At 61.4% G+C, this 13,806-nt stretch carries 12 protein-coding genes; 1 reads left to right on the forward strand and 11 read right to left on the reverse strand.

The window, feature by feature from the left end:
• From HTY51_RS07955 to HTY51_RS07995, 9 genes are all read right to left on the reverse strand, one after another.
• The gene (locus HTY51_RS07955) at nt 1–306 is read right to left on the reverse strand and encodes a hypothetical protein (protein ID WP_174252240.1); all 306 of its coding nucleotides are present in this window, start codon (nt 304–306) and stop codon (nt 1–3) included.
• Between the two features lie 13 nt (nt 307–319).
• Nucleotides 320–982, reverse strand: coding sequence for a hypothetical protein (locus HTY51_RS07960; RefSeq protein WP_174252241.1), 663 nt, complete (start codon nt 980–982; stop codon nt 320–322).
• A gap of 18 nt (nt 983–1,000) precedes the next feature.
• The gene (locus HTY51_RS07965) at nt 1,001–1,261 is read right to left on the reverse strand and encodes a hypothetical protein (RefSeq protein WP_174252242.1); all 261 of its coding nucleotides are present in this window, start codon (nt 1,259–1,261) and stop codon (nt 1,001–1,003) included.
• A gap of 6 nt (nt 1,262–1,267) precedes the next feature.
• Nucleotides 1,268–3,427 (reverse strand): ATP-binding protein, encoded by a 2,160-nt coding sequence (locus HTY51_RS07970; protein WP_174252243.1) that lies wholly within the window; start codon nt 3,425–3,427, stop codon nt 1,268–1,270.
• Entirely contained in the window at nt 3,424–4,647 is a 1,224-nt protein-coding gene (locus tag HTY51_RS07975) for a DUF4255 domain-containing protein (RefSeq protein WP_174252244.1), read from the reverse strand. The genes HTY51_RS07970 and HTY51_RS07975 overlap by 4 nt, the downstream gene beginning before the upstream one ends.
• 6 nt (nt 4,648–4,653) lie before the next feature.
• A complete protein-coding gene (locus tag HTY51_RS07980) occupies nt 4,654–5,184 on the reverse strand; it encodes a hypothetical protein (RefSeq protein WP_174252245.1) in 531 nt (176 codons plus the stop codon).
• 429 nt (nt 5,185–5,613) lie between these two features.
• Nucleotides 5,614–6,444 (reverse strand): hypothetical protein, encoded by an 831-nt coding sequence (locus HTY51_RS07985; protein WP_174252246.1) that lies wholly within the window; start codon nt 6,442–6,444, stop codon nt 5,614–5,616.
• A gap of 16 nt (nt 6,445–6,460) precedes the next feature.
• On the reverse strand, nt 6,461–6,982 hold the full coding sequence (locus HTY51_RS07990) for a phage tail protein (protein WP_174252247.1): 522 nt from the start codon (nt 6,980–6,982) through the stop codon (nt 6,461–6,463).
• Nucleotides 6,983–7,001: 19 nt separating this feature from the next.
• Nucleotides 7,002–9,389: a phage tail sheath subtilisin-like domain-containing protein gene (locus tag HTY51_RS07995; RefSeq protein WP_254607021.1), complete on the reverse strand. Its 2,388-nt coding sequence runs from the start codon at nt 9,387–9,389 to the stop codon at nt 7,002–7,004.
• A 417-nt stretch (nt 9,390–9,806) separates the two neighbouring features.
• Here HTY51_RS07995 and HTY51_RS18740 point away from each other — a divergent pair, with 417 nt between their 5' ends.
• Nucleotides 9,807–9,941 carry a hypothetical protein gene (locus HTY51_RS18740; protein WP_256407379.1) on the forward strand — a complete coding sequence of 45 codons (135 nt, stop codon included), beginning with the start codon at nt 9,807–9,809 and terminating at the stop codon, nt 9,939–9,941.
• On the opposite strand, the gene HTY51_RS08000 is transcribed toward HTY51_RS18740, so the two are convergent.
• Together HTY51_RS08000 and HTY51_RS08005 are read right to left on the reverse strand one after the other, a co-directional pair.
• A complete protein-coding gene (locus HTY51_RS08000; protein ID WP_174252248.1) occupies nt 9,938–12,685 on the reverse strand; it encodes a PAS domain S-box protein in 2,748 nt (915 codons plus the stop codon). The two genes, HTY51_RS18740 and HTY51_RS08000, sit on opposite strands and share 4 nt — an antisense overlap.
• Nucleotides 12,686–12,694: 9 nt before the next feature.
• Nucleotides 12,695–13,804 (reverse strand): ABC transporter substrate-binding protein, encoded by a 1,110-nt coding sequence (locus HTY51_RS08005; protein ID WP_174252249.1) that lies wholly within the window; start codon nt 13,802–13,804, stop codon nt 12,695–12,697.
• Nucleotides 13,805–13,806: the final 2 nt, after the last annotated feature.

A 13,806-nucleotide genomic window follows, 5' to 3' on the forward strand; every position in this document is an offset into this window, starting at 1 on the left:
TCAGCTTTTCGGAATCAGGACGAAGGACGTGTCCTGCTTCGACAACGGGTTCCCCGGCTGCCTTGGCCTGACGAGGGTATTCGCCTCGAGCTCGGTATTGGCATCGGCGATGTGCCAATACCTGGTGCCATCCTTGTAGCGACGGTGCGCCGTGATGTCGAGCCGGTCTGAACCGCTCACCTGGGTCAGCTCTCCTTCGGTATACGGCAGCCGCCTTAGGGCCACGGCGCTGGTCTTGCCTTTGCCCCTGCCGGTCTCGACCTCCACGATCTGGCTCTTGAAATACCGGGAATTTGGATCAAACATGGATAAACCTCAATCAAAAGGGAATCAGTTCGACGGCCTGCTCGGCGGTATTCGCCAGGTTGGCCATCGCCTGTGCGTCCTTGGCCATATTCGAATAACTCAAGGCGCCCTTGCCAATTTCGTCGTCGGAGCATGCGTCGGCGGCATTGACAGCCATCGTGATCGAGACTTCGGCCTGGATCGGGTTGAGCAAGAAGTCATATTGCTGCTCCGTAATGCTCATGGACTCGATGACGACCGGCAGGACCTTGTAAGGCCCCCAGATGAAGAGGATCCGGGGCATCTTCTGGCGCGGAATGGCTTGGCGGGGGTCACCGGCCCCGTCGTCACCACCCAGGCCCAAGGCGGAGCCTATCGCCGAGGCGAGCTCATTCGCCGGATAGACCATCTTCTCCAGCGCCGCCAGACGGGCCCCCACGCCGAAGAGGCGTGCCAGGACCTTGTTCTTTCCGAACTCGTCGGCGGCGCTGAAATTCGCCTTGAGCGTGATTCGCTCTGTTGACGATTCGCCGGCCTGCGTCGTTTCACGCGCAATCGCCGATGCCGGACGTGGCGGGATCTCCACCGTTCGTGTCATCGTTTCGGGATTGAACTGAAAAATCACGACGTTGGGTATCGGCCCCATGAAGTCGGAGCCATATTCGATCAGCGCTCCCCGCATCAGAAAACCAGACATTTGTCTTCTTCCTTTCAGTCAGATCTTTTTCCGGAGCTCATCCACCACACGACCCGCAATCTGCCTCTTCATGCCGGCAACGCGCTGACTGCCGTCGGCCACGATCTTTACGGCCGATAACTCGCCGATTCCTTTTGCCCCCACCGCGTTCGCCGTTGAATCGGCCAGCCCGCGCATGATTTCCTGGGCCAGGCCCTGGCTCAGCGCCCGCCCCTGCGCGGCCGATCCGCCGCGGATGCGGATGTTCATGGTCTCGACATGGATGCGTCGCTTGTTCATCACTTGCTAGTCCAACGCTTCGATATGGTGCGCATAGGGCCCCAGCTGATCCAGGCTCATGGAACGATTCATCTTGTCGTATTCACGTTTGACCGCAATCAGCACATCTTTCATGTACAGCTCATTCCTTCCGTCTTGACCATGCGCGGATTGCAGGCACGCATTGAAAACGATGGAGCGGATATTGCCCCCGGCAAGCGGGAACTGGCGTGCCAGGAACGGAATGTCGATCTCGGAGTTTTCAGCGACATGCCGCGGGATGACCTGTTTCCAGATGGCAATGCGCTGCAGTTCATCCGGAACGGGGAAATCGATGATGTAGCGTATACGGCGCATGAAGGCCTCGTCGAGATCGCGCTTGCGGTTGGTCGCCAGGATTCCCAGGCCTTTGAAGCGCTCCATGCGCTCGAGCAGGTAGCTGACTTCGAGATTGGCGTAGCGATCACGCGAATCATTGACATCCGTGCGCTTGCCAAACAGGGAGTCGGCCTCATCGAAGAAGAGGACCATGTCGGAAACTTCGGCCGCATCGAAAATGCGTTTCAGATTCTTCTCGGTTTCGCCGATGTATTTGTTGACCACTTGCGAGAGATCGACCCGGTACATGGGCAATTTCAGCTGCTGCGCCATGATTTCCGCCGCCATGGTTTTCCCCGTTCCCGGCGGCCCCGAGAAAAGCACGGTGATCCCGCCTTCATTCCAGGCCCGGGCGGTGCCCCAGGTGTAGTGAACCTTGGTCAGAGAGGCCATGGCGGCAAGCTGTTCCTCGAACTGGAGCTCCTGCTTTTTGGGCAGAATCAGCCGCTCGTCGATGAACCGCGGCTCCACATAGGCGGCAAGCCCCCCCACGTCAAGGGCAAGCTCGGACCGACAGGCGGCGATGAAGTCCTCTTCAGTCGGCGGGGCTGGCAACGCCTTGAGCTCGGCGGCAATCTGGCGGATGGTTTCCTCTTCATAGCGGAACCGCCTGGAGATTTCTGCCAACACGATGGCCATCGGCCCCTGTCGGGCTTCAAATTCCTGATTCCAGACGGCAAGCCGCTTCTCGTATGTCAATGCGGGAACCCGGAGAACCGGCGCGACCAGTTCGGCGTCAATGTGCTTGATCTGCCTGAGATCCGAAATGGCCAGGAACAGCGTCACCGGAACGCAGGTCGAAGGCAGTCCTTCATTGCGCTCACGCGCTTTTTCGGTTGATTCGTAAAGCTCGTGATGCACCAGAAGTGCCCTGCCCTGCAACCAGCACAGGGTCGCCAGCATGTTGAAGTAGTCCTCGTTCGCAAGCAGCGAGGGGTCGCCCTGGAAATCCCACAAGCATCGCTTTGAAACGCAGGAAAGATCGAGCGCGGTACGGCGATAGGCCGAGCGCTGATTGCCCAGCAGTGGAACCACACGCAGATGGCGGGCCTCCTCCGTCTTGAGGCGATAGGCAAGGAGCTCGCATGCTTTCTCCAGCGCCGTCTCCTTCGACCTCGCCGGATCGAGCAATTCAAGTCCCGATGGCATCACCGGCTCCGCGGACAGCAGCTCGCACGCCACCATGGATGGAACGGCAAGAGGCTGCTCCCAGAACGTCTCGGCAAGCGCCCTTTGCGAAGCCGCGCTCCGGCGTAGGAGCCCAAAACGGAAGATAGGGTGCATGGGATCGGAAAGCGTCAGCGCGTCCTCCGGAGCATCCCAAAGCCGCTGGATCAGCATCAGGTTGGGGTGAATGCGCGAGGGGTCGTTGAGACAGGCAGCGATGATTGCGCCAAAACTCGCGTCGAAGGCAACGGCCAGTCCCAGTCCGAGAGCGAACGAGGAAACGTCGTCGAGTGCGAGTTCCTGCACAACCCAGCTGAAGGAGCCGCGTCGCACGCGATGCCCTCCGGGTTTGGGAGACTGCAACTTCTCCGTCAAATAGCCCGCAGTCACGTCCTCAGCAAGGAATCGCCGCTTCTCCCCCCAGTGACGGGAAAGATCGAGCGAATCGGAAACTTTGTCGATCACCGGTGGCAAGGCACCCGATCGGGCCTGGCCGCCAAGGCCGCGCTCGTGCCACAACCAGGCGATTTCCCGGCGCGCGCGAAGCGTCGCCTGCCGCATCCAGTAGTTCGCCAGATCATCATCAGCTCGCAGATTGGGCGAGAAAACGACGTCGTCCAGGTTCATTGCCGTGAACTTCATGGGATGCGCAATGAAATGGTGGGACTCTGGGGCGCCTGCTGGCCATTGACCCGCAGGATGACCTTGTAGTCACCCGCTGGCACCGCATCGTTTGCCGACATCACCAGCTGCTGTGCCGGCTGCAAGGGCGGCTGAGGCGAGGACAGGATGGTGAAGACATCGAACATCTTGTGCACTCTCGCGTCCCGGTATAGCGCGACGGTCACGTCATCCGTCTTGTTGCCCAGCAGCTTGCCGCCAAGATTGATGGTGGCGTATGCCTTTTCAGGAGCGCTTGGTGAAGCCGCTGGGATGATCGTCAGACCGAGCGCCGGAATCACCGCCGACGTCAATGTCGGGACGAGATGGCCGATGGCGAGATTGCTCTTCCGCTTCTTGCCCGTTCCGGGGTGGAACTGCACCACCGAGATCGGATGACTACCAGCCGAAATTCCGCTGGCGCCCAGAATTGCCGCATCCACCTTGAATTGAAGTTCATCGGGACGCTGCAACACGACCGGAAGTTCCACACCTCCGAGCTCAACTGAAAGACTCTCCAGATGGAGGTCGGTTCCCCGGATGGAAACCACCTCGTCGAGTTCAAACCCGGTTGGCAACAGTTCAGTGATGTGGACCCCCATCGAGGGGATGACATCCAGTCCGACTGGAGCAGATGACAAGGCGACGGGAGACTGGGTGTAATCCACGCCGACCAGCAGCGAATAATTACCGGGCTCGCCCGAGGCGATCATTACGGGACGCACATGGAATGCGATCGATAGCCTGGGCGTTTCGTCCGAACCGTGACTCAACTTTGCGACGAGTTCCGCGGGAGATTCGTCGAATGTCACGTGAAGCGCACTGGGATTGCTTGCGAGAGGGATGGATTGGCTTGCCGCCAAACCCGAAAGCTTCAGAAGATCGTCCTGGTGCAAAGCCCTGATCGCCGCGCCCAGGATCTCGTGCGCCTTGGCTGAATCGCTGACACTTGTACTTTCAAACGCTGTCAGCAGGTATTTCAGGACCAGCCAGACGGGGGGCTTCTCTCCTTCATTCAGCGGCGTATTCTTCAAGTGGGGATCGAATGCGATCTCGTAGAGAAAAAGATTCAGGTGTGCATTGGAGCCTGACGATTGATCCAGCCGACCGACACTGACTGTCGTCCCCGTTCGCGCATCCAGACGCACCTTGAGCGCCTCCGTAACGGCTCCGATAGCTTTGGATGTGGCGGCGAGGGACATGGGGGATCAGATGTAGTTCCGGCTCAGTCGTGTGGACCGAGGCCGGGCAACTTGAGCAGCCATCCTGTCGCTCTTCTGCCGCACCGGCACCGGAAGCGCGGGTTGGATTGCCTCCTCAATGATGACGTTGACCGCGCCAATCGAGAGCTCGAAGTTCTGCTCGAGGGGCCCGACGCGCGCATGTTCGCTACCAGGCGAACCATCTCGCGTGATCGTGCCGATCGCTCCTCTTCGTGGTGTCGGCGTTGTCGTCGCGGCGCCAGCCGCCCAGTCCGGATCCACGTCCTCGCTCCAGGCACGCTCCGGCGAGGCGGCGACCCATTCCTGAACTTCCTGGAACAAAATGCTCCGTATCTCTGCCGCCTTGCCTCCGTTTTCAAGACCCGCAGCTGTTCTGGCGAAGAATGGCGGCTCTTCGTTATCAACGCCGGCGGGACGGTCGGGCCGCTTGAATTCAACGGGTTTGGCGGCAGCATCCCGCCCGTGATGCTGCGCATGCGGCTCTGCCGCATCTGAATCCGTCGTTTCCTTGCCCAAGCTGTGATCTCGACCGTGGAGTTCGGCCGGCGCACTGGCTCGCCCGTCCCCGGCCACGAACTGCCTGACCTCAGGATACGAGGGGGGCTTGATAAAAGAACGGGGGTCAACCGGTGCGATGCCCGTTTCGCGTTTCTCCGGTCGCCTGGGTACCGTGTCTTGCAGACGGGACGGGGATGGCCCCGGCTCGGTGTCGAGTCTCTCCACTTGCAACCGAACGGGCTGGAGCCTGCCGGTCGGGCCTGTTTCGCCTCTGACGCCCATTGCCGCACCTGGTGCGGGCGGCGGAACCAGGATCGTCTCGTCCCGTTCGATCGGGAGAACTCCATCGCCCCGGATTTCATTCCCGATCGCCGACGATCGACCGGGTTGACCGGCGTATCGCAGTCCGCTCTGTTTGGCCATGCGCAAGAAATAGCCTTTCACGATCTATCGCCCCGCGTTGATCAGATTGAGATACGTTTCACGCCGCCAATGGGGAACAGAGAAAATTTCCCGCTCGCTCCAGTGATACCGCGAGGCCAGCTTATGGACCATGACGATCAGCTGCTTCTGCATACGACTCAACGCAGCAAGGGCCACGTCGCAAAGGTCTATGAAGGAATCGTTGAGAGAGCCGCATTCGGCACAGCGCACGCTGCAATGGAAGTTGACCAGCGGATCCGCCTCATTCATCGCCGCGTCGATTCGATCGATGGCATCCGGGTCCAGCAGCTCCTGCACATGAGCGGATGCGGCAAGCGTCCCGATCATCGTTGTCAAGGCCTCCCCCGTATCCTCGAAGTCCATCTCCGCCCACCTCTCCTGATCGCGCCCTATGGGTTTCCGAAACAGGACCGGCCCTCCCCTGATTTGCACCTCGATGCTTTCGATCCCGTCAGACTCTCGTTGCTGATGCGCGATATCGTCGAGCGTGAGTTCGAGCTCGATTTCCTGACCGCAACCGATGCAATGCAAGGGAAAACGGAAAGGCGATCCGTCCGCCCCGGCCGCGACCGCAAGCAGACACTCCAGGCGGCGGCCGGCCGTGAGATCCCGGAAGAACCCGGCGGGCAGGCGACCGCCGGGGTCTACCGCGCACTGCTCCAGTATGCGTGTGACCAGCGCCGGAGTATTGCCTTCGGAAAAGTCGATTGCCAGATCATTCTCAGATATCCCGAACCGGCGCATACCCACGCCGGCCGACGGGAACATCCTCGAGAAAGAATGCGAAAAATCCGGCAGCAACTCACCCGCGGGCGATCTGGAAGCTGAATTCATGTGCCTGGCTCAGTTGTCAACCCAGAGGTACGTCGTCGCTCTCCTTGGGCTCCTTGGTATCGAGGTCCCTGTCCCAGCCTTCGAGTTCGATCTTGAGCGACTCGATGGCCACGGCATTGGCGTTGGCGTTGAGCTCGGGCATGGCCGTGTATTCGCTGACCCAGCAGTAATACAGAAAGTATCTGTAAACAACGTGCCCCTTCTCATTCATCATCTCAAGCGTCAGGTTCTTCTTGTAATCGGCGAGATCCATGGATGTATCGCCCGAATACGGATGCACCTTGTTGGCCCATTTCTCGAATTCGGGATCATGGGTCAGGCCGCGCTCCAGGGTGATGGCGTCGTAGGTTGTCCTGCCTGGCGACTTGTGGTCGGTACTGTTGTCACCGCCATCACGATGCTTCACCACCTCCGTCGTACGCTTCAACGCACTCACCTTGCTCACCCCGAGAACCGGCTTGTTGTCCCACAGAATTCTGAATTTGAAATTCTTGTAAGGGTCGAATCGCTTGGCGTTCTTCTCAAATCCTTTGCCCATGTGTTTCTCCTTCTAATGCTTATGCATCCGGGATCTGCTGGATGCTGATGATCACAAACTCAGCAGGCTTGAGGGGAGCAAACCCGACCTGGATATTGACGATGCCAAGGTTTCGATCGCTTGCGGTTGTCGTCTCCCCGTCGCATTTGACGAAAAACGCCTTGTCCGGCGTGGCTCCCTGGAAGGCGCCCTGCCGGAAGAGGCTCATCATGAAGGCGTTGAGATTCATCCGGATCTTGGCCCACAAGGGTTCGTCGTTGGGCTCGAAAACAACCCATTTGGTCCCACGAAAGAGCGACTCTTCGAGAAACAGAGCCAGACGCCGGATCGGGATGTATTTCCACTCGGAGCCAAAGTCGTCGCTGCCATCCAGGGTGCGGGCGCCCCAGTTCACGATGCCGTTGGGAAACTTGCGGATGCAGTTCACGCCGAGCTTGTTGAGCACGCCGTTCTCGGCGTCGGTCAGATTCAATTCGACGTCCAGAACGCCGCGCAAATCGGCCTCGGTGCCAGCGGGCGCCTTCCATACGCCGCGCTGAGAGTCCGTCCGGGCCATCAAACCGGCGATCATTCCCGACGGCCCGATCGACTTGACGATCCCGGCATCGCTGTACTTGACCCTTGGATAAAAGATCGCCGAATGTGACTTGACGATACCGGCGCGAAGTGAATTTACTTTCGCCGCATCCGCCTCCATCCTCTCGCCGTTTGTCCAGCTGCCGGGGGCGTCAAGCAGAAGAAACGCCCGCCTCTTTTCGCAATAGGTGGTTGCCGGCCCGAACAGCTGCTGATACTCACCTTCATCGATATCCCCGTCCTGCGGAATGACCATCAAGGTAAAAAGATCCACGCGATCGAGCGCATTGAACCCCGTATGGTCCAGGGCACTCCCCGTGTAATCTGCAACCGTCAGCGGGGTTCCGTCGTCATCACGGCCGATGGCCCCAGCCCCGTTCTGATGCGACCCAGTGCCGATATTGCCCAATGCGTATTGCCTGACATTGGAGGTGAACGCGGCACTGATGTCGGTCGTCGTACTCGTGAGCGGGTATGAGGTGTTCAGCATTCCGGTTTTGGGTTTGAACGCAATGCGATACCCCCCCCATACCTCGGCGGTCACGGGAGCGTCGGGTTTGTCATTGATATTTCGGGCGATCAGTTGGAGTTTTTCCCTGACACCATCCGAATGATTGGTCAATGCCGTGGCAAGAGCATCCTTGAACCAGCGGTCTGCCGCCGCCGTGGTTCTCAACAGGTTAGGAACCGGAGAATTCAGGTCGATGACATTCGGCGTCGGCGCGCCGCCAAAAACAAGCGTGGCAACATCGCTCTGAAGCAGCTTGGCCAGAGCGTTGGGGCTGCCCGAGAAATACGTTGCCGTGGCGACAGGTCGAAGATCTGAATATCTGGCGACTTCAATACCACCTTGGTCCAGCCCCATCATCAACGGCCCGGCAAGGTCGTTGGCGGTGGCGCGGCGCACCTTGACACTGAGCTTGTTCGCCGTGTTCGAACTTATTCTCAAGCCCCAGAGATTCGAACCTGCATCTATCTCTTCCAGGGAAACCGTTATCGCGAGCCCGCTGGCCGCCAGCTTGGGGTTGATCCGACCGGCAATTTCCGTCTCAAGCGCCGGCTTGGTGGTTGCGGTAAAGGAGGCGGGGTTGATCTGCCTCATATCGATGGATATGAAGGGACTGTCATTCACACTGATATCGAATTTACTGGCTGCGTTCGCCGGAACTGTCGGGTAAACCAGTTCATTCAATTTGTCCTTGATTTCAGTGAGATTCGCAACGGCAATAACGCGGCGGCATTCGCTGTAACCCACGATGGTGGACGATTCGATATTGAAGCCAGATACAAGTTGCGCATCAACCATCTTCGAACTCTGGGAAATGAAGGTTGGCGCATAACGCGACGATGCCGGATTCAGCGAAAGATTCAGGAACGTCTCATTCCGGACGATCACCCCACCCTCTTCCTGGGACACGTGAAGATTGAAACTTTCGTCCGGATTGATCGTGTTGTAGTCGACGGTCAGCCTGACGTTGTTGCCCCAGGCTCCGGCATCTTTTGCAATTACCCGTAAGACACTGGCTCCCGCAAGATTCTTCAAGGTGATGTCGGCCTTGCGGGCATTGTGAGCAAGCCGAACGACGTAACAATCCGTTCCGCCGTTGTCGAAGTACTGTTTGACGCTGGCTCCGATTTCACTTGCGGCGTGCCCGCCGGCGAACTCGCGCAAGAAATCGGAATGACTGAGACAGCGAACCGCCTTGTTGATCGGCCCCTTCAGGGTTCGACCGAAAAAGGCGGCGATCGATGTGGCCACACCCGTGATGGGCCTGACGCCGCTTGAAACTTCCTGGACATAGACGCCGGGATAGGTCGGCTGGATCGGCATGACAAGTTCTCCTGATGGCTGGTTTTCTTGGTGACAATCGATCCGAGCTCATTCGTGTATACCCTGTAGATGACTTTTCGACCCGAATCCCGCGATGCCGCCCCTTCTGGTTCGAACGCTGGGAATCGCCGACGGATGTGGGCTTTTCAAAGAGCCGATGGATTCCGCTTGCAGTATCAGGTAGGTCGTGCCTTACTGTCATCCCCAATTTACGGGATGTGTAAAAACACATGTAATACCTGTTAGCAACCACATGCTGTGACGAGAAACACTGCCTCCGTCCCGTGGTAGGGATTGGCTCTTTGTCCCCTCCTTCACTGATTTCTTTATGAGGAATTAAGAATGTACGGAGACAGCAAGATGCTGGCTATCTCGGTGCATGCTGAATCACTTTTCCGTCACCTGGAAAGCATCTCCATGCCGACAGCGAGCGCAGTGCGTTGCTGCATTAAGCGCGGTTTCCAGACCGTGGACCCGGATTGGCTGCCCGAGGCGCGCAAGCGCAAGTACAACTGGGACCGCAAGTCCCAGTTGCTGGTCAAGAAGCTCTAGGGCTCCTGGGCCCGGGCTGCCTCGGAGCCGGGCGCCACGCGCGGCATCCGCACTTCGAACACCGAGCCTTGCCGCAGCGTGCTGCGCAGGTTGATCTGCCCGCCCAGCACACGGGTCACGGCGTTGAAGACGATGTGCAGGCCTAGGCCGGTCCCGCCCTGCCCCATCTTGGTCGTGAAGAAGGGTTCGAAGATTTTCTTCTGCAGTGCTTCGGGGATGCCCTGGCCGTCGTCCCCGATGCTGAACAGGATTTCCGTATCCGACACGGCCGCACCGGTGATGGTGATCGTGCCCGAGGCACGGTCGTCGAAGGCATGCGCCACGGCGTTGGCGATCAGGTTGGTCAGCACCTGGCCCAGCGCCCCGGGGTAGCTGTCCAGGGCCAGGCCCTGCGGCACGCGGACTTCGACACGCCAGGGCGTCTTCCTCAGCGTGGGCTGCAAGGTCAGCAGGACTTCGTCGACCACCTCCAGCAGCTCGAAGCGGCGGCGCTGTGAACTGGTCTGGTCCACCGCCACCTGCTTGAAGCTGGACACGAGCGTGGCCGCGCGCTGCAGGTTGCGCATGCTGATGGAGCAGGCCATCTCCACCGCCTCGGTGAAGCGCTGCAGGTCGGAATAGGTCATGCCCTCCTTGGCGATGCGGCGGAACTCCTTGAGGCGTTCGTCCAGGGTGGAGATGGCCATCAGGCCGTTGCCGATGGGCGTGTTGAGTTCGTGGGCCACGCCAGCCACCAGATTGCCCAGCGCGGCCAGCTTCTCCGCCTCCACCAGCTGAGCCTGGGCGAAGGTCAGGGTGTCGACCGTCTCGGTGAGTTTCAGGTTGGCCAGGCGCAACTCTTCGGTGCGCTGCTCGACGCGCTGCTCCAGCGCCACGTTCAGCTGGTGGATCTCGAGTTCGATGCGCCGCCGGTCGGTGATGTCCACCGTCATCATCAGCAGCAGGCGCTCCTCTCCGATCTCGGTCACCAGCGCGGAAATGCTGCACAGGATGGCGCGGCCGTCGGAACTGCGGCACCAGGCCTCGAAATCCTGGACCTGCCCCTGGCCCTGCACGAGTGCCAGGAAACGCACCCGGTCCGAATCGTCGAGCCAGTGGTTGATCTCCGCACCGGACAAGCCCACGACCGCCTCCCGGCTGCGCCCGAACAGCGTCTCCCACGAGTGGTTGACGGTCACGATGCGGTAGGCGCGACGCACGTCGGAAACCGACATGGGCGCCGGCGAGGCGTTGAAGATGGTCTCCAGCTTGAGCTCGTTGTTGCGCAAGGCCGCCTCGGCCTGCTTGCGCTGGGTGATGTCGATGTCCATGCAGACGAAGACCGGCTGCTCCGTCTCGCCCGGGATGCAGAAGGTCGAGGCCAGGACGTGCACGGAGTGCCCGTCCTTGTGCGTGAGCTCGTACTCGACCGGGCCCACGGCCAGGCCCGTGCGCCCGATGTCGCGCAGCGCCGCCAGGAAGCCGGCCACGCCGGCCGCGTTGCCGAACATCAGGGGATGATCGTCCAGGCGGGTGTGCATGGCCTCCTGCGCATCGAAGCCGTAGAGTTCGGTCGAGGCCTGGTTCCAGTAGAGCACCCGACCCTCGATGTCGAACCACTGGATGGCCACCGCCGGGGTCGACTCCAGCGTGGCCTTCATGCGCTGTTCACCGCGTTGCATGGCGGCTTCGCGCTGGAGGATGGCGTCGGCCATGCCGTCCAGGTCCTCGCTGAGCAGGCCGAACTCCCTGATCGATCCGATGCGCGCATCCGTGCGCGAAAAATCGCCGCGCGCGATCCGGTGGGCCCGCTCCGCCAACAGGCGGAACGGCTGCGACATGCGCGCCGCCCACAGGGGCGCGAGCGCCAGGCTGATGAGCATGGCGCCTGCGAAGCCCCCCAGCACCAGCAACAGGGTGACCCGGTAGCTGTAGTTGGACAGGCCGGCGGGCACCCCCGCGGCGATCACCCAGCCCAGTTTCTCGGTCCGGGTCCCGCCGACCAGGAGGCTCTGGCCGTTGATGACCTCGTAGACAGGCAGCGCCCCGCCTTGGAGGATGGCCTTGAAGGTGGAGGAATCGCTGTAGTCATGAAAAGGCAGCTGGGGGATGGGCTGGGTCGTGGCCAGCCCGCGGCCCCGCCGGTCGATGACCACCACCGCGCCCTCGTCGCTGAGCTGCACGCCCGAGATGAGCCGCAGCAGGCGCTCGGGCGGCATCTCTCCCACCACGGTGCGCCGGCCGGCGGGCAGCGCGACCCCCACATTGATCTGGCCCGACAGCACCGAGAGGTAACGGTCGCTCCAGACCGTCTGCCGGGACTGCGGGCTGGCGCGCCGCTGCGCCTGCAAGGCCTGGAACAGGCTGTTGCCGGCAAAGTCCATGCCCTCCAGGTTTTTCATGAAACGCTTGTCGCTGCTGTCGTCGTGCCCCGTGGCCAGCACCTTGCCCTCTTCGTCCAGCAGGGAAACGGCATCGAAAACCGAACCCTCGGCCACCAGCGCGTCCAGGTGCGCCTGCAAGGAGGCGGCGCTGCCCTGGCCGGCCAGCCTGGCCAGCGGCTGCAGCTGGCCCTCCACGCCTTCCATGAAACGGTCCAGCAGGCGTTGCACGTTCTCTGCGGCCAGCTGGGCCTGCGTGCGGCTGCGCTGCTCCACCTGGGGCAGGCGCACCAGCAGGATGGAGGTACCGACCACCAGGAAGGTGAGCACCGTGGCGGCTGCCAGCAGCAGGACCAGTGACGTACGCAGGCTGATGGATCGCATGCGTCCCCGTTACTCGCCGGCCACCACGAAACGCCCGCGGCGCACGACGGCGATAGAGGACTTGCCCACCACATCCCCGTTCCTGTCGAAGCTCCATTCGCCCTGCAGGCCCGGGTAGGGGCCGCTGGCCAGCAGCGCCTGCTTCAGGGTCTGGCCCCTGGCCTGCTGCCGCATGGCCTGGGCCAACGCCTGGGCCCCGTCGTAGGTGGCGATGCTGGCAAACCCCGGGTCGGACTTGAAGCGTTCGCGGTAGCTGGCGTGGAAGGCCTGGTAGCGCGGGGAGTTGTCGTCGCGGTTGAAGAGCTGCACCGTGGACATTTCCTCCACGGTGCGCCCGCCCATCTCCAGCAGCTGTTCGGTCGCCGACCAGGTGACGCCGATCGAGGCGTCGCGCCGCCCCTGGGCACGGACCGCCTGCACCAGGCGCACGGTGTCCACGGCATTGGCCACGTACATGATGGCATCCAGGCTCATGCCCTGGAGCTGGTTGACCGCATCGACATAACTGGCGTCCTGGCCCGAGGTGAAGGGAATGGCCGTCACCAGCCGCCCGCCGCGCGCCTGCAGGGCATAGCGAAAGGACTGGAGCCAGTCTTCGGCATAGGACTGGTTGCGGGTGTCGTAGATGGCCGCAATGCGCAGATAACCCAGGCCGTAGTTGTAGTCGGCGCTCTGGCGGGCCGTGTGCTGGGTGGAGGACAGGACCATCAGCAGGAGATCGTCACGCCCCGAGAGGCTGCTGCCGGTGGCGGTGGGGCTGACCAGGACCAGGCCGGTTTCCTCGCTGACGGGCAGGATGGCATGCGCCATGGCCGTGGTCATGGGCCCGATGATGGCCACGACCCCCCGGGCCGCGAGCTCGCGCACAGCGGCACGCGCCTGCTCCGGGTCCTGGCCGTCATCGCGCACCAGCAGTTCGAGCGGGCGCCCGCCGATTCCGCCGGCCGCATTGATTTCCGAGACCGCGAGTTGCACGCCCGCATAACCGGCGTCCCCGAGATCGGCCACGCTGCCGCTCAGCCCGGCCAGGTAGGCCAGCTTCAGGGGCTCGGGTGGTGTGCAGCCGGCCAGGGCCAGACTCAGGCCCAGGGCCAGCCAGGCAGTGCGATGGGCCGGCATGC

The organism is Rhodoferax sp. BAB1, assembly GCF_013334205.1.
Classification (GTDB): Bacteria; Pseudomonadota; Gammaproteobacteria; order Burkholderiales; family Burkholderiaceae_C; genus Hylemonella.

Coding starts and splice junctions, on each gene's coding strand:
- HTY51_RS07985 (WP_174252246.1), bottom strand. CDS start 6,444: ATGAATTCAGCTTCCAGATCGCCCGCGGGTGAGTTGCTGCCGGATTTT.
- HTY51_RS08005 (WP_174252249.1), bottom strand. CDS start 13,804: ATGCCGGCCCATCGCACTGCCTGGCTGGCCCTGGGCCTGAGTCTGGCC.
- HTY51_RS07965 (WP_174252242.1), bottom strand. CDS start 1,261: ATGAACAAGCGACGCATCCATGTCGAGACCATGAACATCCGCATCCGC.
- HTY51_RS07990 (WP_174252247.1), bottom strand. CDS start 6,982: ATGGGCAAAGGATTTGAGAAGAACGCCAAGCGATTCGACCCTTACAAG.
- HTY51_RS08000 (WP_174252248.1), bottom strand. CDS start 12,685: ATGCGATCCATCAGCCTGCGTACGTCACTGGTCCTGCTGCTGGCAGCC.
- HTY51_RS18740 (WP_256407379.1), top strand. CDS start 9,807: ATGCCGACAGCGAGCGCAGTGCGTTGCTGCATTAAGCGCGGTTTCCAG.
- HTY51_RS07970 (WP_174252243.1), bottom strand. CDS start 3,427: ATGAAGTTCACGGCAATGAACCTGGACGACGTCGTTTTCTCGCCCAAT.
- HTY51_RS07955 (WP_174252240.1), bottom strand. CDS start 306: ATGTTTGATCCAAATTCCCGGTATTTCAAGAGCCAGATCGTGGAGGTC.
- HTY51_RS07960 (WP_174252241.1), bottom strand. CDS start 982: ATGTCTGGTTTTCTGATGCGGGGAGCGCTGATCGAATATGGCTCCGAC.
- HTY51_RS07975 (WP_174252244.1), bottom strand. CDS start 4,647: ATGTCCCTCGCCGCCACATCCAAAGCTATCGGAGCCGTTACGGAGGCG.
- HTY51_RS07995 (WP_254607021.1), bottom strand. CDS start 9,389: ATGCCGATCCAGCCGACCTATCCCGGCGTCTATGTCCAGGAAGTTTCA.